Source organism: Bacteroides sp. AF39-11AC, assembly GCF_003474285.1.
GTDB lineage: Bacteria > Bacteroidota > Bacteroidia > Bacteroidales > Bacteroidaceae > Bacteroides.
Map to the genome: position 1 here is coordinate 171,090 of NZ_QROH01000006.1, position 22,793 is coordinate 193,882.

The following is a 22,793-nucleotide window of genomic DNA, read 5'->3' on the forward strand; positions in this document are numbered from 1 at the left end:
AAAACAACTAACTAAACACATGCAAAGTTAATCAAGCGCACTGGACTTTTCTTTCACAGTACCGTTCGCATTGCGCGCATATATCATAACCTAACATTGCCTTGAGTATAAAATCTTCTCTTTCAATTCTACCGGGTTAATGTCAGATATTGTCATAAGGCTATGGAGTAAGAGAAAATTATGCCAAGTGATTTTTTATGTCGTTCACCCAAGCGTCGATACGTTTTTCCGTCTTATCACTTTCATTGATGTCATCAAGAGCGAGTCCGACAAACATACCGTCGATGACGGCGATAGAGGAGGAGAAAGAATAATCTTTTGCAGATACCTTACCAACGATGGTACAACCGGAATCCTTGATATCTTCGTATATGATACCCATGCCATCGCAGAATGTATCGCAATAAGACTCAGCATCACCACAACCGAACAGGGCAATTGTTTTTTCTTTCAGGTCTGATTCTTTCAACACTTTAACGCCATCATACCAGTCATCCTGCAATTCACCGTCACCCCAGGTGGAAGTTCCTAAAAGAAGAACTTCGTATTCTTTTACCATGTCGGCATTCATTTTGCTGACATCGATTACATCAGATGCGGGAACACCAAGTTTAGAAGCGATTGTTTCGGCAATGCCTTGTGTAGTTCCGGTTGAGGAACCATAAAATATTCCTATTTTCTTCATACTATAAAATGGTTTAATTTGTACGGTTGCAAAGTAACGGCATCAGAGGGGGTTATGAAATACCCACAAATAATGAAATGTTTCTTTGTAGCTAACCACTTATAGGTATGATGGAGTGGGGGTTACTGAATGATTACTGGTTCTCCCAGAAACTTCGGATTTTTGCCGGTCCACAAGTCCAGAAAGAGCTTAACTCTGGCAAACTTCTCCCGGAGTTGTGTTTTGAAACCACTGTAAGCATTCACGTCTTCGGCATTGTATCCTACGGCCTGTAATCCTTTGGCGTGCGCAATGTAAATGGCACGTTGGTTATGAAATTTCTGTGATATGCTTGTGAAGCTTTTCTGTCCGAAAATCTTTTCCATGCGAACTACGGAATCTAAAGTGCGGAATCCTGCATAATCCAGATAAATCTTATCTTCAGGAATACCGCGTAACATCAGTTCCGATTTCATATCTTCCGGTTCATTATAACCTTCGCGATTGTTGTCACCACTGATTACAACCACTTCTATTTTACCGGCTTTATATAAGTCTACCGTTGCCTTTATTCTATTCTGGAAGTATTGGTTGGGGAGTCCGGAACGTAATAGTTTAGAGGTTCCAAGCAGAAGACCAGCTTTATTCTGGGGAATAGAATCGATATTCTGATAGATAAACGCTTTTGCAGTATGGCGTACTGCGTAATTAGCGCAAACTATTACTGCAAATATGAGGATTGTGCCGGTCAGGATAGACCATTTGATCCGTCTTGCCCATTTGGATGATTTTATAAGCTTCTTCATACTAATCAGGTATTCTTACGGTTTTTCTTCAGATCAGGCAAAAACCAGGTAACCAATCCGAGTAACGGCATATAAGCGCAGACATTATAAACAGCTTCGATGCCGAACTTATCCGCCATATTTCCCAATACAGCCGAGGCAATACCTGCCACTCCGAAAGCAAATCCGAAGAATAATCCGGAGATCAGTCCCAGTTTACTGGGTAATAATTCCTGCGCATATAACAGGATGGCGGGGAAAGCAGATGAAAGAATCAGGCCGACACAGAAACTCATAATAATTGTGGCAAGCAAGCCGACATGAGGCATCAGCATACTGAAAGGTGCAGCACCGAGGATGGAACCCCAGATGACATACTTTCTTCCGATACGATCTCCGATAGGACCACCCATCAGTGTACCGATGGCTGTAGCCACAAGAAACACAAAGAGGTAAAGCTGGGAGTCCTGCACACTTACTTCGAATTTATCAATCAGATAGAAAGTGTAATAGCTGCTTAAACTTGCCATATAAATATATTTGGAGAAGATAAGTACCAGTAGGATAGAAATGGAAAGAACCGTTTTCCCCATAGGCAAAGGCATCTGCATATGAGGTTGCAAGGCAATATGATCACGTTTCATCCGGGTAATGTATCCTTTGTACCATTTACCGACAGGTATCATTACCATGATTGCTATCACTGATAAAATTGCGAATAATGCGATGTTGTGCCTGCCATAAGGTGCTACAATTAAAGCTACCAGTAACGGACCCAATGATCCTCCCAGGTTTCCACCTACCTGAAACAAGGATTGTGCCAATCCTCTTCTGCCTCCGGAGGCAAGTGAAGTGATGCGCGATGCTTCCGGATGAAGTACGGAAGAACCTATACCTATCGTGAATACCGAGAACAATACCCAATAAAGATTCGTGGAAAAGGCCAGATTCAACATCCCCGTCATAGTGAACAGCATACCCATCGGTAGTGTCCAGGCAAACGGGCGTTTATCAAAAAATAATCCGAATACGGGTTGGAACACCGATGCGGACATCTGGTAAACCAGGGTAATCAATCCGATTTGTGCAAAACTCAACGTCAAGTCCTCTTTGAAAAGTGGATACGTGGCGGTTATGACGGATTGCAATAAGTCGTTTAGACAATGGGAAATACTTAATGCGATCAATATCGGATAAGCTATCGAGCTTACCGGGCGTTGTGTACTCTGTTGCATGATGGTTGCGTCTCTAATGTAAATAGGACGCAAAGGTACAAAATAAAATGATTAATACGGATGAGTAAACCAAAAGCATGAACCTTCGCCTTCGGTTGATTCCACTCCGATTTTTCCTCCCATCTGAGATACTAAACTTTTGCAGATGGAAAGTCCGAGACCGGTACCCTGTACAAAGGTGTTAAGTTTCACAAACCGTTCGAATATGCTATCGAGTTTTTCTTTGGGAATTCCGAAACCTGTATCACGTACATAGAATTTGATTTCATGAGGTGCCGTCTGTTCATATCCCAAAGCTATAGTGCCTTGTTTCGTAAACTTCAATGCATTGTTTATGAAATTGGTTATGACCTGCATGAATCGGTTCTTGTCTGTATAAATATGACAATCGGGCATATATTTCTCGAAGACCAGTTCCACGTCTTCCGGTACTTTCATCTCCATCGATTTGATGATTTTCATGCAGCTTTCGTTTACATCCAGATTGGAGCGTACGAAGTCGAATGTCCCGGACTCTATCTTCGAAAGATCGAGAATATCAGAAACCAGTTGCAGAAGCAATTCATTGTTTGTTTCTACTATTTTGATATATTCCTGGCGTTCTTCCCTGTCGTCTGTTTCTGCCAGCAGACTGGAAAAACCAACGATAGAGTTGAGCGGAGTACGTATTTCATGGCTCATATTGGCAAGGAAAGCAGATTTCAAACGGTCCAGTTCTTCGGCTTTGTCACGGGCAATGATCAGCTTCTGTTCTGTTTCTTTCAAGGGAGTGATATCATAGTTGATACACAGCATTTCAATAACTCCATCCTGAGGGCGATAATCTCTGACCATTACATTTATACTGGTCCACGAATATTTTCCGTTACCTCTATCAACGCGTACTTCCTTACTTAGACTTGTGGCTTTCCCTTCTTTAACCTGACCTACAAACTGTTTCAGGACAGCGCAATCTTCCGGGTGAACATGAGAATATACTCCGATAACCTGAGGCATGGGAGTATTCTCTTTTTCACCCAAATTCCGATACCACGTATTTTGAGCATACCCGTCTCTTGTCATTACATTAAAATGAGCAAACCCCACTTTGGCATAGTCGCCTATTAAGAGGAACAGATGTTCAAACTCTTGTATTTTGGTGTATGCACTGGTAGTCTCTGTAGTGTCTATATTGATAAACAGGTAATTGCTGAATTGATTCTGCGAATCGTAAAGCAGAGCCACTTTGGTTTGAAGATTGATAACATCTTTTCTTCGACTTGTGACGTATCGGTCGATCTTAGAGAAATCATAATTAATCGAGAAGTCCACATTCTCTCTGGCACGCAACTTTTCTTTCACATCTTCGGGGATATTAGGATTCTCGAACAGTGATACCCCCAATGCTTCCTTCATATCCGTCAAGCCGAATATCTCAAGTTCTTTATCATTCATATCTACCAGATATCCGTCTTTGTCGTAAAGCTCGATACCTACCGGCAGATTTTTATAAATATTGCGAAGGATTTTTTCACTGTGGTCCAATGCGCGGCGATCCTCTTTAGCCTGAAGCTCCGCTTTGCGTAATTGGAGGCAAATGCTGATGATGTTTCCTAAAGATGAAAACCATTGATGGTCTATATTACTCCAGCTGCGGTGCGTTCTGACCATATCGATGCCCATATATCCCCATACCTTATCTTTCGATAGGAGAGGGACCACTATTACCGATTTAATATCTTGCATCTCCAGGGTATCACGGTAAACTTTTGCTTCGGGAGGCATATCATCCAATGTATTCAGAATGATTGATCTCTTTTCTGAGATTTGGCGATCCCACCAAAGAGAATCATCCCAAGGTACATCTTGTAGGAAATCCTGTTCCTGAGATATTCCTTCCGCTGTTGCTTCATAAATGCAGCTTTGTACTTTATGTTCCCTGTCTATTTCAAATATATAGGTACGGTCTCCTTTGGTTTGTTTGAGGAGATCTGCCAATATTTTATTGATGATCTGCGTAATATCATCCGATTGCAGAAAAGCGAGCAATGAATAAGAAAGACTGTTTTGTTGATAAAGCAAGCTATTTACCTGAAGGAAATCAATATTCTCATTCGTCTCTCCGGTCTGCTTGTCTATACATTGCAGATATCCTATCATATTTCTGTAACCCTCTTCATCTGGTTGTTTGAAGCTGATTTTAGAATACACCCATATATCCCCGTCTTTTGCCCGGATGGGGAACATCTGCTCATAGGTTTCTATGTTTGTGAGCGAAAAGTATTCATTCCTGAGTCGCCTACGATGATCCTCCCGTATTCTTCCGTGAAAATCTTCGAAACTGATTCGGCCACTTTCGAGTCCGAGTAAGTCAATTATAAAGTCTGAGCAAATATATTGGCGATTCTTCAGATCTGATTCCCACCAACCCATTTTGGCCATTTGCGCAATTTGGCGATATTTCTCACAGTCAATATTTGGCTTCTCTTTCATATATCTTTTTGCTCCTGTTTTCTATTTTTTATTAAAATCTCAGTGGGCAAATATAGAGATAACTTTTATATTTTGAGGGCTTTGCTGTCAAAAGAATGTTTTTCACTGTCGGAATCGGTAGGTAATATCATTCATTTTTCCCTGTGTAATCTTGTAAAGCCGCTGGTTGGTATGTTCGGACTTCAGACCGCCGAGGTTTTCCATGTAGGGTCCGAGTTTGATATATTGGAAATTCTGTGTGGGGAATTCTGCAGGTAATTCCGGTTTTCCGGAATACCAGCCTACTTTCACCGGAGCAATCTGTTGTCTCTGGAGGAACTCTGCGAAATACGCTATATCATAAGGATCTGCATCTCCACCCATAAAACAGACGCATGTAACAGCCTTTCCATACTTTTGTAAAAGTATGGAAAGGTTTTCTTCTGTCAGTGCTTCTCCGACATTTTGTTGCAGATAGGGACTATGGCAACCTTTACACCTGTTCGGACAGTTCGAAAGGTTGATTGCCAATGTCACCTCATCCGGTATCTCCTGAAAAACAATGTCGTAATCAGTGTACTTCAGCATAATATCTTCGGGCAGCCTCCTTCTGCCGGGCTTGAGAGAAATTGCTGACCAATGATCTGACCTCGTGTGATGCTCCAGCGGTGGGATATGCCACTGTTTATCCGCTTACCATGTTTTTACGTGTGCTTACTGCACAAATACTGATACTTGCTTAATTCCTAAACATTAATTGAATCAAACATTTTCTCTTTTAGCTTGTTGTTTACTCCTCGTAAGATTATCTTTGCGGGGAGTTTTTTTATGTGAAAGAAAAATGTAGTAACCAAAATGTATACAAACAAAGTAAAGAGAATAGCTGCCGTTCATGACCTGTCTGGTTTTGGGCGTGTATCCCTTACGGTTGTAATCCCGATTTTGTCTTCCATGGGTTTTCAGGTTTGTCCTTTACCTACGGCTGTGCTCTCCAGTCATACGCAATATCCGGAGTTTTCTATTCTTGACCTGACGGATGAAATGCCCAGAATTATTGCCGAATGGAAAAAGCTGGATGTACAGTTTGATGCTTTCTATACAGGATATCTCGGAGCTCCGCGTCAGGTACAGATTGTTTCGGATTTCATTGATGACTTCCGCCAGCCGGACAGCTTGGTGGTAGTTGACCCCGTATTGGGAGATAACGGACGGCTATACACAAACTTTGATGAATCAATGATTCGCGAAATGCGCCACCTGGCGACGAAGGCGGATGTGATCACCCCAAATCTCACTGAACTTTTTTATCTGATGGACAAGCCTTATAAAGCAGATAATACGGATGAAGAATTGAAATCTTACCTTCGTCTTTTATCTGATGCAGGTCCTCAGGTGGTTATTATAACAAGCGTTCCTGTTCACGAAGAAAGTCACAAGACTTCGGTATATGCTTATAATCGGGTAGGGGATCGATACTGGAAAATTACTTGCCCGTATTTGCCGGCCCATTATCCGGGGACCGGGGATACTTTTACAAGTGTCATAACCGGTGCTTTATTGCAAGGGGACAGTCTTCCTATTGCTTTGGACCGTGCCACGCAATTCATTCTTCAGGGCATTCGCGCTACTTTTGGGTATGAGTATGACAATCGGGAGGGTATTTTACTGGAAAAAGTACTGCACAATCTGGATATGCCTATCCAAAGTGCCAGCTATGAGTTGATTTGAAAAAAATAAGGGGCTGAACCTGATATGTTATTTGTTTGGAAGTGACGCTTTTAATAAGTGAAGACCGTTTTTACTTTCAAATCATTCAGCAATATCTTCATAACTTCAATCACCTTCACGGGATGCTGCGCTCATGATGCTTTGTGCAATGCTATGTGTCATCAGAAAAATATGGTAATAGCGATAAAAAATGACGTGTATTATGAAAAAAACTTGTCTTATACTATGAACTTTTCTGCCTTTTTTGTTAATTTTGCATATTAATCTCATATTTTAATATTAAACTGTTGGGATTCCTGATAAGATTCGGAGTCAGGAACCCTCGGATGATAACACACGAACTGTGATGAACAGGAGAAGATTTTATCAACAGAGAAAAACCTCCATGCTGTTTGCCATACTCGTATTTTTTACTCAGGTATGTGTAGCCCAGGCATATAAATACATAAGCATGGAGGATGGTCTGGGCAGTCAGAAAGTTTATCGTATCCTACAAGATTCTTTAGGATATATGTGGTTCCTTACTCAGGAAGGTCCGGACCGCTACAATGGAAAGGAAATCAAACACTATGAATTGATGGATAAGGGACAGAAACTCAATATGCAGTTTAGTCTGAACTGGCTTTATATGGCTGCTGACGGTGTGTTGTGGGGAACAGGACGGAAAGGCCGCATTTTCCGTTATGAGCAGGGACGAGATCGGTTTGAACAAGTGTATATGCCTCCTTTACCGGAAAAGGGAATCTCTTCTCCGAATATTACTTATAGTTATATGGATAATTCCGGACGTATCTGGCTTTGCAGTAAGGAACAGATAGCGTTGTTCGATACCCGTACGGAAAAGATATCGCAATTATCATCCAGTATAATCAGCAATGTCACTTCTATTGCCCAGATAGATAGGGAAAACTTCTTCATAGGTACGGAGTCCGGGTTGTATCGGGCGGTATTGGATGAGTCTCGTACGTTACTTTCGTGCACACCGGCATATAATCTTCATGCACCGGTGAGCGAGTTGTTCTTTTCAGTTGATTTGAAGAAACTGTTTGTCGGTACTTTTAAACAGGGAGTGTGGATTTGTGATCTCAATACTTCTCTGGAAAACCGGTCGGATGAAACCCTTAGTGACGTGAATATCAAACGTATTATCCCCTTTGGGGAAAGAGAAATTCTGATAGCTACCGACGGGAAAGGTATTTATCGTATGAATATTGATACATGTCATGCAATTCCTTATATTGTAGCAGATTACAGTATTCATAACGGAATGAATGGTAATAATATAAACGATGTTTATGTAGACCATGATGGCCGCATCTGGATGGCTAATTATCCCAGTGGAATAACCATCCGTGACAATCGTTACAGTGGCTACCGCTGGACCCGTCATTCGGTTGGCAACCGTCAGTCGCTAGTCAATGATCAGGTGCATGATGTCATTGAAGATAGTGACGGCGACCTTTGGTTCGGTACCAGCAACGGCATAAGCCTGTATAGTTCCGCTACGGGGGAATGGCATTCCTTTTTCAGCACTTTTGATCATGAACTGGAAGATAAGAATCATATATTCCTGACACTTTGTGAAATCTCACCCGGAATCATCCTGGCAGGTGGTTTTACCTCCGGGCTTTACCAGATAGATAAACGTGCCCTTACGGTTGATTATATTGCTTCTTCTCTTTTCTTTCATTTAGACCTGCGCCCCGACCAGTATATTCGTGATATAAGGAAAGATTCGGAAGGTAACATCTGGTCAGGCGGTTTTTACAATCTGAAATGTTTTGATCTTGAAAGTGGGAAATCTCGCCTTTATCCCGGTTTGAATTCTATTACCTGTATTCGTGAAAAAGACGATTCTTCGATGTGGATTGGCACTTCGTCGGGACTATATTTGCTTGACAAATTTTCCGGAAAATACCGCAGTATCGATATGCCTGTGGAATCTATGCATATCCATTCCTTGTATCAGGGAGACGATGGTGTGTTGTATATAGGTACCAGTGGTTCCGGGCTGGTGCTTTACAATCCCAAAGAAGAGGCCTTCGCTCAGTATTATACAGATAATTGTGCCCTGATATCCAACAATATCTATACAATTCTTCCTAAACCGGACGGAGATTTATTGCTTAGTACGGAAAATGGGATTGTTCATTTTTCGCCCCGCAGGATGTCATTCAATAATTGGACTCGTGAACAGGGGCTTATGAGTGTCTGTTTTAATCCCGGTGCCGGTATTCTGCATAGTAGCGGCCGTTTTATCTTGGGAAGCAATGATGGTGTCATTGGTTTTCCTTCGGATATGCACATACCGGTCCAAACTTTTTCTCCGATGTTGCTTAGTGATCTGAATATATCCTATCAGACTGTATATCCCGGTGATGAAGGATCACCTCTTGAAACGGATATTAACGATACGAAAGTCTTGAAGCTGAAATATGAACAGAATACTTTCTCATTGAGGGCTTCCTCCATTAATTACGACTATCCTTCTAACATTTTGTACTCTTGGAGGTTGGAGGGTTTTTATGATGAATGGACTGCACCTTCTTCCGACGGTCTGATACGTTTCACCAATATTCCTTCGGGTAAATATATGCTTCATGTACGTTCCGTGTCTAACGAGGAAAAGTACAAGTGTTATGAACAGCGCAGTATGTTGATTATTATATCTCCTCCGTTGTGGGCTACTCCGTGGGCTATAGCCGGTTATATTATATTGGCTATTCTGGCGTGTGTGATTTTGTACCGTATCATTACACTGAGAAAACAGAAGAGAATTTCGGAGGAAAAGACACGCTTCTTTATAAATACGGCTCACGACATCCGTACGCCTCTGACTTTGATAAAGGCTCCGCTGGAAGAACTATGGAACAAAGATATGGTGAATGAGGAAGGTAAGGGACATGTGAGCATGGCTCTGAGAAATGTGGATGTTCTTTTACGGCTTACGACTAATCTTATTAATTTTGAACGTATCAACACCTATTCATCACACATGTATATTGCGGAGTATGAATTGGGTGCGTATATATCCGGTATTTGTGACACATTTCATGCATATGCAAACATCAAGCATATCAGATTGACTTACGAAAGTAATTTTCAATACCTGAACGTGTGGTTTGACAGGGACAAAATGGATTCTATCATGAAGAATATCCTGTCGAACGCCATGAAATATACGCCGGAAAACGGGAACGTATATGTCAGTGCATCAGAATATGAGGATAGTTGGGGCATTGAGGTGAAAGATACCGGAATCGGTATTCTCCGCAATGAGCAGAAAGGGCTTTTTCATACCTATTTCCGGGGCAGTAATGCTATCAACTTGAGGGTCAGCGGTAGTGGAATCGGTCTGGCATTGGTGCATAGGCTGGTGCGTTTACATGGTGGAAAAATTGCTATAGAAAGTACGGCGGAGCAAGGTACACTAGTCAAAATCATTTTTCCTAAGGGAAACAAACATTTTTGTAAAGCCAGTATCATATCCGCAACTACTGGGCAATCTATCAGTATACCGGAAATTGCTACGCCGGCACTCTCGACCGTTGTGCCCAAGCAGGTTGATGCTTCTTCCCGGCGTATCCTCATCGTGGAGGATAATGACGATTTGCGTATTTATCTGATGAATACGCTTGGTGAGGATTATCTGGTACAGTCCTGTCACAATGGAAAGGAGGCTCTTGAAATCCTGCCCGAGTTTAAGCCGGATCTTGTGCTGTCGGATATTATGATGCCGAAAATGTCGGGAGATGAATTATGTGCCGCCATCAAGGGTAATATTGAAACATCTCATATCCCGGTGCTTCTGCTGACTGCATTGGGAGATGAGAAAAACATGCTGGAAGGGCTGAAGATAGGTGCGGATGATTACATGGCGAAACCCTTCAGCATCAGCATACTGAAGGCGAGTGTCAACCGGTTGATTGTCAATCGAATCTTATTGCATAAGAAGTATGGCAGTCCGGACTTCGAAACTGAAAAATGGCCGAAAGGGTGTCGGGATACACTTGATTGGAAATTCATTGCTTCTGTCAGAGAAAATGTGGAGAAGAACATGGCCGATCCGGATTTTACGGTAGATATGCTTTGTTCACTTCACCACATGAGCCGCAGCAGTTTCTATAATAAAGTGAAAGCATTGACTGATTGTTCTCCGGCAGATTATGTTCGTCTCATCCGTATGCAGTGTGCTGCCCGAATGTTGAAAGAAGGCGGCCACTCCATTACGGAAATAGCGGATATGACCGGGTTCTGCGATGCAAAATATTTCAGAGAGGTATTCCGGAAACACTTCGGGGTCAGTCCGAGTGAGTATAGGGGAAAAGGAACGGCAGAAAAAGAAAATTCAGATTAGGGCAAGAAAATGAGAATATTTTACTTTAATCCTTTTGTGAGATGCCTTTCGAGGTAAACTTGCCCCCTTCATGTTCATTCTCAGTGGTGGTCAGCAGGCTGGAGAAGCCTATGATAGCATTCAACGGTGTGCGTATTTCGTGGCTCATATTAGCCAGGAATGCAGACTTTAGTTCTTGTGTACCTTGCTGCATACGTCCCACATCTTCCGGTGGATTAACCAGCTCGACAATCCTTAACCTTGTTATTGTACCGTTGGTATATTACCCATTACACAAAGCAATGGGTAAATTGGGTTGGAATAAAAATACTATAATTGAATTAGAAGAATGAGTAAAATTAAACGATATGAAAGAGTTTTATGCAGGGCTATCAGAAAAATGCTAGGATATTTAAATAGCTTTATGATAACTTCTTTTCCGTCTGATTCCGTATCTTTGTCGCTAAATATCAGATAAATGAATACAATAGAACATATACTAAAAAACGACCTGAATCTGTCTGGTCAAATGTGCGACAGGTTCATCGGCTTGACAGAGACGAAACATCTGAAGAAAAAAGAGTTTTTTGTTGAGCAAGGCAAAGTTTGCAATTGCTTGGGCATAATTGAGAAAGGGGTACTACGTTCCTATCTCGAAAAGGATGCTGAAGAATTTATCAAAGATTTCTATTTCCCTGGCTCCATTGTCGTCGCATATGGTAGTTTCCTTACCGGAGAGCCTTGCATCGGCAATATACAGGCGTTGGAAGATACCGAACTTATCATACTTTCCCGCTCCGCTTACGACCAGTTGTTGAACGAATCGAGTGAGTGGTACAAGTTCGGCAAATATGTTTCCGACAACCTGTTAATTCGTAAATGCCGTCGGGAAACGTCATTTCTTATGGAGAACGCCTATGAAAGATACAAACTGCTTTTACAGACCTATCCCGCAGTTGAACAACATGTACCGCAATACTTGATAGCCGCTTATCTGGGTGTCAAACCCGAATCGTTGAGTAGGCTTAAATCTCTTAACATAGGTCAATGAAATGGCTCCGGTGATTGCGTATCTTTACGCCCAAAAGCAATATTATGGAGATTAAATCATTAATAAATACCAGTTACGACGACCTGTTCGAGGCATTTGAACAAGCTTTTGCCGATTATGAAGTGCAATTGAATAAAACCGAACTCCGGAAGATGATGAAGCGGCGGGGGTGTGACCCGAAGCTCTCTTTTGCCGCCTTCGATGCGGACAGGATAGTTTCTTTTACCTGCAATGGTATCGGAAATTTCAACGGAACACTTACCGCCTATGACACCGGAACCGGAACACTGAAAGATTATCGCGGACAGGGCTTGGCTACAAAAGTATTCGAGGAATCAATACCCGATCTGAAAGCGGCGGGCATTAAGGAATACTTGCTGGAAGTGTTGCAGCACAATACAGGTGCGGTTTCGCTCTATCGTAACATTGGTTTTGAGGTAACGCGGGAGTTCTACTATTTCCGTGCTACGACGGGACAGATAAAGAACGTGGTTAAGCGTACAGATTTCCACCATATAAAAGAAATTGATATTAACAATCATCCTGTTATTCCCACATTTTGGGACTTCAAACCCTCGTGGCAGAATAGTATCGAAAGTATAAACCGCTCGCCCGAAGATTTCCTGAACATTGGTTTTTTTGTCGAAGGCAACTTAATGGGATACGGCGTTTTCGAGCCTGCATCTGGCGACGTTACCCAATTGGCGGTTGATAAGCGATACCGTCGCCGGGGTATCGGTTCGCTACTGTTGCAGAAGATGCTTGAAGCGAATGAAGGAACTTCAGTCAAAATTATCAATACAGACACATCCTGCGACTCTGTTACCGATTTTCTAAAGGCTAAGGATATAGAGCCGACAGGGAAACAGTTTGAAATGATAAAATTATTGTAAAACAGACATGCTTCAATTTACTTCCAGTCTTAAAAAAAGAGGTCGATGCGAAGATTGAGAAGATGGTTTTCCAGCAGTAAAATAAACATGGAGAGGGAGCAAAGCTGAATTACAGGAGCAGATCATAGCATGGGATAGTGCCGGGATATTCGGTGATGTGGCGCTTACGCAACTTCACAGTTACATTCGGAATGTATTTAACATTCAGTTAGACAGCAATATTTCCCGAACTTTCGGAGGACTTAAAATACGACTATCGCCTACGTCTTTTCTCGATAAGCTAAAGAACGCTTTATTGCGGAGAATGGAGCGGAAATAACAGATTGTAAACATTATAAGAATATTGTATTTTTAGAGAGGTTAAATGAAATATAAACGTCTGAAAAGACATAAATAAAAAAAATGGATACACTATTTTGCCAAAGCTGCGGAATGCCGCTTGAAAAAGAAGAAGTGATAGCTACCCACAAAGATGGCAGTAAAAACAACGATTACTGTATTTATTGTTACAAGGATGGAGCTTTTACTCAAGAAACAACGATGGATGAAATGATTAAAAGCAGTTTGGAACACATGAAAGAGTTGTTTAAAGACGACCCTGATTTTGACCAACAGGCAGCGCTTGATAATATGAAATATTTTTTTCCAAAATTAAAAAGATGGGTAAATGCTCCACTTGACTTGAATACAAAATAAGGCAAACTTACCCACTGCGACAACGGAAATAAAAAAAACGTTGTCGTGGCGGCTGGGGAAAAAGTGTTTTAAGCTTAACTTTTGAACTGTATATTAATCAAAATTAACGGTTTACTTTTTCTGTTATTGTTGTAAATTATAGTTTTATCATGCAAAATTATACGGACCATTCTGAGTTTTGATAGCTAAACCTTATTTTGCAGTAAATAAGGCTGCCTCTTTGAAGAAACAGCCTTATTTACTTTTAGAGAGTATTTATCTTACCTCTTTACACATTCATAGCGTTGGCACTGAGTGCTCCTACTATAGCCGAAGCTACCGCAATTACAATTTTGAGAATTTTATCCCAGATTGACTTTTTCATATTCTTTGATTAAATGATTAATGATATTTTACCCCAGCGGATTTTCCTCAATGCCACCATCGGCACCGGAGCCTCCCTGACCACCAGACGAACTTCCGTCCTTATTAACCAATGCCTCCAGATCGTAGAAGTCAATTTTCTGTCCGGCACGTGTTGCCGTCACGTCGGGTCTGATGGTGGTTGATGGTCGGAAATTGATTTTCACGGCCTTGATGTTCTTAGCCGTACAATCCTCCTTTTTCTCCACTCCGACGGTCCGTGCCGACAGGCTGAAAACCCCGAAGTCCTTGATGTTCACCGATTGTCCGCCATACAGCTTGTCAATCAGCGCTTCTACAAAGTTGGTAATTACACTTTTGATATCTCCCAAGGTGAGTGAACTTTTCTCCTTCATCACGTACGCCACGTCTTCCAGGTCGGCATTGTCCCCTAACGTCACCAGTTGCGGATAAAACTTTGCTACCGCATCCTCCTTTCGCGGATCTTTCCGCGGAATCTTTTTGAATGGTACTCCCATAATTAATAATTTTTTAAAAGTTAAAAAAACAAGGTTATTTAATGATCCTCGGGGGGAAAGCTGTCCGAATCCTCTTCTCATGCTTTTCTTAATTTACTCCGCCATCATGGGCTTGCCGGAAGATTTTCGCTCTTTTCCCCTTTGGACACTGCAAATATACCCCGTTCTTTTCCCTTCCACTTTCCGCTTGAAGCTATTTGAATTTGTATGAAAAAAAGAGAATGTAAATGAGAGGTAATACCTTCTTTATTCCTTTCAGTTGTCGCTGTAAATGAGTACCTTTATACCATGTAAATCACTAAAAAACAAACTTATGAAAGAAGAAAACTTAGATGAAAAAGTCCCTGTCCGCGCTTATACCAAAGCCGACCTAGCCATGCTTTACAATCCCGGTGTATGTATTACCACCGCCCTACAGCTTCTCCGCCGGTGGATTTATGCTAACAGGCAACTGATGGCGGAATTGAAGGAAGCGGGTTATAACAAGAACCGCCATTCTTATCTGCCCCTTGAAGTGAAACTTATATTCAAGTATCTCGGTGAGCCTTAAAGGCTTTGCCCCCAACTAATAGAAAGATTTGTACTTTTTGTAAAGAAAATGCCAATATCTGTAACGGGTGATAAGATATAATGTAATGCTGCATTACATATATTCTTATCACCCGTTACATTATATGATAACTCAACTCCTGAATCTGTTGTTCACTTCATCATTTTGCAGGTCCACCACTTCATATTCGGTGCTTCCCTGACTGTTCCTTCTTGTCCTGAACCCGTATTTTTCGAGCGACATCACCAGTATCTGTATCGTCTGCCTGTTCACCTGTATCTTTCCGTAAATGGCTATCTTGCTGAGTATGGTGGCTGCGGGCATCCATTTCACGCAGGTCTCTCCGGGCTCCGGCTTCCGGAAGTATACGAGCAGGTTTTCCTCTACCGGATCCTTCATTCGGTGCAGCTCGTTGTGGCGGTTCAGCTCGTCTATCTCTTCTCCTTCGTACCAGTATTGGTACCCCTGCTTCAGCAGGGCATGCGCCTGCGCGTATACTCCCTCGTAATTGACGGGCGTCCTGTAATCCAGTGAAATGATGGATGAGGGCAGGAACCGTCTGTTTCCCCCTATGTCCTGCAGGCATTGGCGGCTGTTGGTGCTGGCAATGAAAGATGCGTGCCGTATGAAGGTGTACGCCTGCGCGTCGTACGCTTTCCGTTCCGTGACGCTCTCCTGTGTGATTACCCTCTTCAGCCCCGCCAGGTCTCCGACCCTTGCCCCTTCGAACTCTTCCATGTTGATGATGAGGTGGGTGCTGAGCAGCAGCTGGTGGTCCTTGTTTTCGGGGTTGGCCATTCCGTTCCGGTAATATTCCCTCCATTCGGGCGGCAGCAGCCTTCTTATCCATGTGCTCTTTCCCTTTCCCTGTTCGGAGTAGAGTATGATTACCAGATGGTTCACGGTGTCGTCCTGCAATGCACAGGCCAGCATTCCCACGAACCACCTCCTGAAACTTTTCCTCCAGAACTCCTGGTCTTCGGCCTGTACGGTATCCGCCAACTGGCCGATGTAATCGGTCACTCCGTCCCATGGTTTCAGTTTTCCGATATACTCCGTGAAGGGATTGAAGTCCCTGGGGTATGAAGAGTCAATGACCGTCTGGAGGTAATTTCGGAAGCACTTGATTCCCGCCAGTTGTAGGTCGAGGAAGATGGCGTTGTAGCTCCTTGTCCTCATGGGGCGGAACCTGCCTTTCCATCTTTCTTCCTTCTCGTTGAAGTTGCGGTATTCCAGGCGGTCCAGTATCACGTTCCTTCGGAAGTCATAATGTGTTTTCAGGAAGTCGAGTACTTGGTTTATGGTGTCCGGTTTTTCTTGCTTTCTCCCGAGCGCCTCATACGTCTTGTCGGTATAAATATATGCGTTTCGTATGGGTGCCGCCACATCAAACTCCTCACTGCCTAACTTTTCTTGTGCCAGGCGTATCACTGTTTCCTCTTCCAGTCCTTTTGCATAACACTTGTTGCCCAGTGCGAACATGAAGCTGTCCCGGTTTCCCGGTTCAAACTTTGATATTCTCTTTACTGAGAGCACCGCCTTGTTGAATTCCATCTTTTCCCACGGCTCGGCTTCCGGTTTACCGGCCTCTGCTTTCTTGCCCTCCGGTTTATTCCCGCTCTTGGGCTTCCCTTCATTCTCCGGCTTATCACTCACCACTTTACCACTTATCACTTTCCTTCTCCCCGGCTGTGGCTTTTCGGGTGGAATGATATTTGTCAGTGTCTCGTCCACCTCTTTCAGCAGTCCTTCATTCAGGTATGCCTTGTCGTCGTAAGAGGTGAAGAATCCCCTTGATATGTCCTTTCCGCTGCCATCCACTTCCACATCCAGCAGGTTTTCGTAATATTCCTTGCAGGCGTTGTACATGGCCAGGTGATGCCTTTCCAAAGTGTGGAACTCTATTTTCTCCGTTGTTGGCAGGTCGCTCCGCAGCTGTATGGCGCAGTCGGTTTTCAGGAATACGAAGATTTTGAATCCGTGTCCTTTTGGGGTGAGGAAAGAAGCCAGCGTGTTGGGGTCTCCATTGATTTTCTTTCTCAGCTCTTCCAGCCTCTCTTCGGGCTGGTCGTCAATGTCCAGCAGGGTGACATGTGTATAGTTTGTTATGCTGTAGGCCTGCCTTTTCTCCTTGTATCCTGCCGTGACGGTATAGAACGGCAACTGTTTCTTCACATTGTTCGCCTCTTCCGTCTTTCCCTGGTTGACGAGCATCCTGATTTTGAATACATGTCTTGCATGCAGTCCCTTTGTGATGTGCTCAATCACTTCTCGGAGTGTGATTTCTCCCCTGACGTTGCTGAATCCGCTGTATGCGGTAACCGGAATATCTTTCATTTGGTTTTAGTTTGTTTTAGTCTGCCTTATGGCGGCTCGAAATAAGGGATAATATTCTGAATGACAAAAACGCCTTTTTTCACTGAAAAGGCGTTTTTGCACAATCTTGGATGTCTACTTCTTTTTCTTCTTTTTTCTTGTTTCCTCCTCTTTTTCCTGAAATTCTTTTCTCAGGTTAATGATTTCAGTATTAATGCTTTTCAGTGCCAGATCTCCTTTTTCATGCTTTCCCTTTTCAAAGCACGCGATGTGCTCCAGTTTCTTTGCCAGATCCATCGTTCCTTTGATTCCCGTTTCTTTTTTGTGGTGTATAAGCATGTTTATCCATGGAGTGAGGAATTCTTTCCTTTCTTCTGCCCGTACCAGAATCCGTTCTCCAAACGCTTCATTCTCAACTAACAGGATATTGATCCTGTCTTCTTTTCTCTCGATTTCGATGTCATAGGCATCCCTGCATTTGAGCTCAATGCTCAAGATTGTGTTTTTTTAGTCATAAAATCACAATTTTAGAAGTTGGTAATTTGTTTTAAATTCGCTATTCGAAAGCAAAATTAACTGTTCTAACTGTAATATCTACTATTCCCGTCTGAAAAAGTGAATGTTTGCAGTCTTATGTGTTACACACAAAATGCTAAATAGGTATGGGGACCTGCTACCTATTGCTTAATAGAATGTGTGTAACAGGTTATAAAGAAAAAGTAGGGAAATACGCGCCTGTATGTGTGTATGCGCGGGTACAATATTATAATGGAAATGTATTCCTTGAGGGGCTTTCGGGATAGTACTTTAAGGATGATGAAAATAGGGAGTGGGGTAGGACGATAAATGTGGTGTAAATAATGATTGTCGTAAATGATGGTGTTTTTTAATCGTTCGTTTAATGTGCGCAAAGATAATACCCAGAAATGAAACAACAAAATATTCTGATAAAGAAAAATGAAATATTTTCCTTTTGCCTATATATATTACTAATACATAGATGATTGTCTCTGATGCAGAATTGTGATTTTGCGATTCTTTTCTTATTGAAAGAATCTTAGTGTTAAAACAGCCTTCCAACCTGTCTTTTAAACGAACGATTAAAAGACAAATTATTCTCTTAATTCATTTGTTTATAGCTCTTTACCTTCCATAATAAATAAGGTAATGAACAACTACGAAAAATCAATGGGCAAGAGGAACACGACACTTGCCGTATCTTACATAAAGTGTTCGCAAGTGATTGAAATTCAGGATTATGCAAGAATTTCAAAGCCCCGGGAGAACATACTTTTCTGAAATACCCCCTGATATGGAAGCGGACAAAGAGACCGAAATATGGTACGCAATGCGTGCCACATACCGTAGAGAGCCTGATGCTATGCGTCTACTTGAAAAGGAAAAAATGGGTTGTTTCGTTCCCATGCAATACAAGATTAGCATCAAGAAAGGTAAGAAAGTCCGCGTTTTGGTTCCGGTTGTATATAACTTGCTTTTTGTTCATGCCCGTCCTTCCGAGGTAAAGCGTATCAAATCACAGGTAAGCTATTTGCAATACATTACGGATACCCGTAGCGGTCAGAAGATCATTATCTCCGATAGCGAAATGCAGCGCTTTATTGCTGTAGCTGGTACTTACAATGATCATCTCATGTATTTCCAACCTGATGAACTGAATTTGTCCAAAGGTACAAAAGTTCGTATCACGGGCGGTGACTTCGAGGGTCAGGAAGGTATTTTTCTGAAAGTAAAAGGCGCACGTGATCGTCGTGTAGTTATCGAGATACAAGGTGTTATTGCCGTTGCGCTTGCCACCATCCATCCGGATCTTATAGAAGTAATCAAATAATTGACGATCGGCGGTTGCTATTGAACGGCTGATAAATCATAAATTATAAATCATAAATCATTATGTCTCTTTCTGAAGAAACACTTGCTCTTCAGCGTGCAGCGCACGATCTGATGTATTTAGGTATGGACGGGAATCCGGTCTATAGCGACGACCTTTCCCGTCGTAACGCTGAAGTTTATCATCTGACTACTGCTTTGTATAACTCCGGTGTCAAAGGTTTCACTGTAGAAGAACAGGCGAACGTTTGTCTCGCTCTTCTGATGGGCTATAGTGCCTCGTTCATCGATCACGGTGAAAAACAAAAGCATATCCAGGAGGTCTTGGATCGTTGTTGGGATATTCTTGATGCTCTTCCTGCTTCGCTGCTGAAACTTCGCCTACTTACCGCCTGCTATGGCGAGGTGTTCGATGAGCCTTTGGCTGACGAAGGTCGTACTATCATTGCTTCCTGGGATTCTATATCGCTTACTGTTGAACAGCAAGAAGCTATTGAAGAATTTCAGAATGTAGTGGATAATCCCTATCCATGGGAATACGTTGATGAATGAAAATCGTCTTCCCCCCATTACCTTGTACTTAAAAATGAAAAACTACTTATAATTTAATATTATGAAAGATGTTGAGCAATTTGAAAGTAAGAATCCGGCAAATATGCCGGAAGAAAATGAAGATATGCCTCTGTGTCAGTTTATTGTAGATAACGGTAGTTTGATAGCTTGTCACAATAGCAGTTCTATTTATTTAGTCCAAAGAGGACATCGTCATCTGATTCCTAATGCGAAAGTTTATGATGCTCTGTTTGTAAGTCGTCATTTAGTACACTTTATAGGAAAAAGACAACTGGATTCAATACCTCTTGGTATTCCTCTTTCAGAAAATGCTTGTTTGATAAAAGGGAATAATACTGATCCTGTATATTTATATTCAAATGAAGCTAAAAGTCACATTCGCTCTGCAGAGGATTTTAATCATGCGGGTTTTGATTGGGGAAAGATTCATAATCTACCTCAAAAGGAAGTGGATAATATTACTACTATACGAGATTTTATCGTGGAGCAAAATAACAAGGTTGTCATAAAGACAAATGACATACCGGTGCAATATGATGCTGACAATAATTATGGGGTTCTAACTCAATTTACATGTAAATGTAAGGAAAGGGATGTAACGTGTAATATACTGTTGCCTTCTGAGAAATGCAGAAAGGGATGTGAAGAGGAGTGTAAAGAAGAGTATCCCGTATTATATTTATATCATGGTTTAGGTATAAATTCCGAATGGATTCATTCTGATCAGGGGCGTATTAAGCAAATTATTGGAAATATGGTTTGTAATGGGCTAATTCCGGATATGATTGTTGTTATGCCCGATATGATGTATTCGGGTACGGAGACAAAAGCGTACGACTTTTATCGATTTAAGGCTTCGTTGAAGGAACTAATGTCGTATGTGGAGGATCACTATAAGGTGAAGAAGGGTAAGGGCAACACAGCAATAGCAGGATTGTCTTTGGGAGGTACTACTGCTCTTTATAATGCTTATTTATTTAAAGATACATTCAGGTATGTGGGTGCTTTTTGTCCTACCAGCATACTTTTGTATCAACCTTCAAGGGGCATAACGGAACCATGGATACCAAAAGAGGAAGACTTTGTGTTGGGAACAGGTGAGGAGGATTTTACATTTATAGCTAATGGCACGGCTGATTGTTCAGCAGGAGATACTCCTAAATTTTATAGTAGAGCTTTGAGGGAAAATGGTTCGGACAATGTTTTTGCTCTTCTACCAGATGGAGGTCACTGTTGGACTACATTTAGAAAACTCTTCTATGTATTTATGGCTTTTGATTTCTTCCGTAAACGATAGGTGAATATCAAATTATTATACATTTTGGATTTAGATGGCAGAATCTTTAAAAAGAAAGACAGTACATGGTATGACCTGGAGCCTTGTGGATAATATAGCTAATTCAGGTATCACTTTTTTAGTTGGACTGATTCTTGCTCGTTTATTGACTCCGATGGAATATGGAATAATGGCAATGATAACCATTTTCATTGCCATATCCACTTCTATTATAGATAGTGGCTTTTCTAATGCTTTGATTCGAAAAAGTGAGATAAAACGGATTGATTATAACACTGTTTTCTATTTTAATCTGGCAATAAGTATCTTTTTATATATTATTTTGTATATTGTTTCGCCTGTTATTAGCTCTTTTTTTAAGGAGCCGATACTAATAAAAGTTACAAGAGTTATAAGCTGGATATTAATTATAAATGCATTAGGGATTATTCCCCGAACTATTCTTGTTGTAAATATTGATTTTAAAACTCAAACAAAAGTTTCTCTAATATCTTCTATTGTCAGTGGTGTTGTAGGGATAGGAATGGCGTTCTATGGGTTAGGAGTCTGGAGTTTGGTTGGTCAACAGCTTTCCCGACAGTTATTTAATACTTTTTTTCTTTGGATTTATTGTCGCTGGCGTCCTGTATGGGAATTTTCAGCAGATAGTTTCAGAGAGATGTTTGGGTTTGGATCCAAGCTTTTGATTTCTGGTTTAATTGATACAATATATAAAAATATTTATTATGTAATTATCGGTCATTTTTATAGTTCTGTCCAATTGGGGCAATACACTCGTGCTGATCAATTTAAAAATATTTTTTCTAGCAATTTGACTAATGTTATTCAACGTGTCAGTTATCCTGTTTTGAGTTCTATACAAAATGATCCTAAACGTTTAAAGGATGCTTATTGCCGTATAATTAAAACTACTATGCTGATAACATTTACCTGTATGATAGGTTTGGCCGCCATTGCTAAGCCTTTAATAATAGTTTTAATAGGAGAGAAATGGTTACAGGCTGTTTATTTTCTTCAAATTATTTGTTTTGCTGGCATGCTTTATCCTCTTCATGCTATAAATCTGAATATTCTTCAAGTAAAAGGTCGTTCAGATTTATTTCTGAATTTGGAAATAATAAAAAAGATAATAGCGGTCGGACCTATTGTGGCTGGTATGTTTTGGGGCATTGAATGTATGCTTTGGGGGAGTGTCCTGACATCTTTTATTTCTTTTTTTTTGAATAGCTATTATTCGGCTGACCTGATAAATTATCCTACGTGGAAACAAATAAAAGATATACTTCCTACTTTACTCGTTTCGGGAATTACTGCTCTGGCTATGTGGAGCCTGACTTTTGTAAATATGCCTATGTTTTTTCTTTTATTATTACAGTGTTTGTTAGGATTGGTTCTGTCTATATTTATTTATGAACGGTTGCGGCTGGAAGAGTATCTGGAGGTTAAGCACATTATTCTCTCTTTATTGAGCCGAAAAAAATAATTTATT

The 22,793-nt window shown here is 41.4% G+C and carries 19 protein-coding genes and 4 pseudogenes; 12 read left to right on the forward strand and 11 right to left on the reverse strand.

The genetic code is table 11. The features are described 5' to 3' along the window. Positions 1 to 31: 31 nt before the first annotated feature. The 6 genes and pseudogenes from DW036_RS14410 to nrdG form a co-directional block, all read right to left on the reverse strand. Positions 32 to 118: pseudogene (locus tag DW036_RS14410) on the reverse strand (DUF2023 family protein); the annotation flags it as partial. A 60-nt stretch (positions 119 to 178) separates the two neighbouring features. Then, the gene (locus DW036_RS14415) at positions 179 to 685 is read right to left on the reverse strand and encodes a flavodoxin (protein ID WP_118465010.1); all 507 of its coding nucleotides are present in this window, start codon (positions 683 to 685) and stop codon (positions 179 to 181) included. Between the two features lie 122 nt (positions 686 to 807). Beyond that, positions 808 to 1,470, reverse strand: coding sequence for a vancomycin high temperature exclusion protein (locus DW036_RS14420; protein WP_118465011.1), 663 nt, complete (start codon positions 1,468 to 1,470; stop codon positions 808 to 810). Between the two features lie 5 nt (positions 1,471 to 1,475). Continuing rightward, a complete protein-coding gene (locus tag DW036_RS14425; protein ID WP_118465012.1) occupies positions 1,476 to 2,684 on the reverse strand; it encodes an MFS transporter in 1,209 nt (402 codons plus the stop codon). Between the two features lie 51 nt (positions 2,685 to 2,735). Then, positions 2,736 to 5,156, reverse strand: a complete 2,421-nt coding sequence (locus tag DW036_RS14430; RefSeq protein WP_118465013.1) for an ATP-binding protein — start codon at positions 5,154 to 5,156, stop codon at positions 2,736 to 2,738. A 102-nt stretch (positions 5,157 to 5,258) separates the two neighbouring features. Continuing rightward, positions 5,259 to 5,723, reverse strand: a complete 465-nt coding sequence (gene nrdG, locus DW036_RS14435) for an anaerobic ribonucleoside-triphosphate reductase activating protein (protein ID WP_118465014.1) — start codon at positions 5,721 to 5,723, stop codon at positions 5,259 to 5,261. Between the two features lie 47 nt (positions 5,724 to 5,770). On the opposite strand from nrdG, the pseudogene DW036_RS14440 reads away from it, so the two are divergent. From DW036_RS14440 to DW036_RS14450, 3 genes and pseudogenes are all read left to right on the forward strand, one after another. Then, positions 5,771 to 5,878, forward strand: a pseudogene (locus DW036_RS14440) (hypothetical protein); the annotation flags it as partial. A 112-nt stretch (positions 5,879 to 5,990) separates the two neighbouring features. Continuing rightward, positions 5,991 to 6,863: a pyridoxamine kinase gene (locus tag DW036_RS14445; protein WP_007209948.1), complete on the forward strand. Its 873-nt coding sequence runs from the start codon at positions 5,991 to 5,993 to the stop codon at positions 6,861 to 6,863. Positions 6,864 to 7,209: 346 nt separating this feature from the next. Then, positions 7,210 to 11,220, forward strand: coding sequence for a two-component regulator propeller domain-containing protein (locus DW036_RS14450; RefSeq protein WP_118465015.1), 4,011 nt, complete (start codon positions 7,210 to 7,212; stop codon positions 11,218 to 11,220). A 49-nt stretch (positions 11,221 to 11,269) separates the two neighbouring features. Here DW036_RS14450 and DW036_RS26185 read toward each other — a convergent pair. Next, positions 11,270 to 11,401, reverse strand: a pseudogene (locus tag DW036_RS26185) (sensor histidine kinase); the annotation flags it as partial. Positions 11,402 to 11,677: 276 nt separating this feature from the next. On the opposite strand from DW036_RS26185, the gene DW036_RS14460 reads away from it, so the two are divergent. The 4 genes and pseudogenes from DW036_RS14460 to DW036_RS14475 all read left to right on the forward strand — a co-directional run bounded on the left by DW036_RS14460 (position 11,678) and on the right by DW036_RS14475 (position 13,839). After that, on the forward strand, positions 11,678 to 12,250 hold the full coding sequence (locus DW036_RS14460) for a Crp/Fnr family transcriptional regulator (protein ID WP_118465016.1): 573 nt from the start codon (positions 11,678 to 11,680) through the stop codon (positions 12,248 to 12,250). A 44-nt stretch (positions 12,251 to 12,294) separates the two neighbouring features. Continuing rightward, positions 12,295 to 13,143 carry a GNAT family N-acetyltransferase gene (locus DW036_RS14465; RefSeq protein WP_118465233.1) on the forward strand — a complete coding sequence of 283 codons (849 nt, stop codon included), beginning with the start codon at positions 12,295 to 12,297 and terminating at the stop codon, positions 13,141 to 13,143. A gap of 97 nt (positions 13,144 to 13,240) precedes the next feature. Then, a pseudogene (locus tag DW036_RS26265) lies at positions 13,241 to 13,462 on the forward strand (RteC domain-containing protein); the annotation flags it as partial. 83 nt (positions 13,463 to 13,545) lie between these two features. Next, a complete protein-coding gene (locus tag DW036_RS14475) occupies positions 13,546 to 13,839 on the forward strand; it encodes a zinc ribbon domain-containing protein (RefSeq protein ID WP_118465018.1) in 294 nt (97 codons plus the stop codon). A 268-nt stretch (positions 13,840 to 14,107) separates the two neighbouring features. Here the strand turns inward: DW036_RS14475 and DW036_RS25555 are convergent, their stop codons facing one another. Then, on the reverse strand, positions 14,108 to 14,203 hold the full coding sequence (locus tag DW036_RS25555) for a smalltalk protein (RefSeq protein WP_007216224.1): 96 nt from the start codon (positions 14,201 to 14,203) through the stop codon (positions 14,108 to 14,110). Positions 14,204 to 14,231: 28 nt separating this feature from the next. Further along, the gene (locus DW036_RS14480; protein WP_118465019.1) at positions 14,232 to 14,720 is read right to left on the reverse strand and encodes an HU family DNA-binding protein; all 489 of its coding nucleotides are present in this window, start codon (positions 14,718 to 14,720) and stop codon (positions 14,232 to 14,234) included. Between the two features lie 313 nt (positions 14,721 to 15,033). On the opposite strand from DW036_RS14480, the gene DW036_RS14485 reads away from it, so the two are divergent. Then, complete coding sequence (locus tag DW036_RS14485; protein ID WP_007216226.1) at positions 15,034 to 15,270, forward strand: DUF4248 domain-containing protein; 237 nt, start codon at positions 15,034 to 15,036, stop codon at positions 15,268 to 15,270. A gap of 132 nt (positions 15,271 to 15,402) precedes the next feature. Here the strand turns inward: DW036_RS14485 and DW036_RS14490 are convergent, their stop codons facing one another. Both DW036_RS14490 and DW036_RS14495 read right to left on the reverse strand, forming a co-directional pair. Continuing rightward, positions 15,403 to 17,607, reverse strand: coding sequence for a VapE domain-containing protein (locus tag DW036_RS14490; protein ID WP_118465020.1), 2,205 nt, complete (start codon positions 17,605 to 17,607; stop codon positions 15,403 to 15,405). A 114-nt stretch (positions 17,608 to 17,721) separates the two neighbouring features. Next, entirely contained in the window at positions 17,722 to 18,081 is a 360-nt protein-coding gene (locus tag DW036_RS14495; protein ID WP_118465021.1) for a hypothetical protein, read from the reverse strand. Between the two features lie 817 nt (positions 18,082 to 18,898). Here DW036_RS14495 and DW036_RS14505 point away from each other — a divergent pair. The 4 genes from DW036_RS14505 (at position 18,899) to DW036_RS14520 (ending at position 22,787) form a co-directional block, all read left to right on the forward strand. After that, a complete protein-coding gene (locus DW036_RS14505) occupies positions 18,899 to 19,435 on the forward strand; it encodes a UpxY family transcription antiterminator (RefSeq protein ID WP_118465022.1) in 537 nt (178 codons plus the stop codon). Positions 19,436 to 19,497: 62 nt separating this feature from the next. Further along, on the forward strand, positions 19,498 to 19,986 hold the full coding sequence (locus DW036_RS14510; protein WP_118465023.1) for a UpxZ family transcription anti-terminator antagonist: 489 nt from the start codon (positions 19,498 to 19,500) through the stop codon (positions 19,984 to 19,986). 61 nt (positions 19,987 to 20,047) lie between these two features. After that, positions 20,048 to 21,304, forward strand: a complete 1,257-nt coding sequence (locus tag DW036_RS14515; protein ID WP_118465024.1) for an esterase family protein — start codon at positions 20,048 to 20,050, stop codon at positions 21,302 to 21,304. 34 nt (positions 21,305 to 21,338) lie between these two features. Continuing rightward, positions 21,339 to 22,787, forward strand: coding sequence for a lipopolysaccharide biosynthesis protein (locus tag DW036_RS14520; RefSeq protein WP_118465025.1), 1,449 nt, complete (start codon positions 21,339 to 21,341; stop codon positions 22,785 to 22,787). Positions 22,788 to 22,793 lie beyond the last annotated feature (6 nt).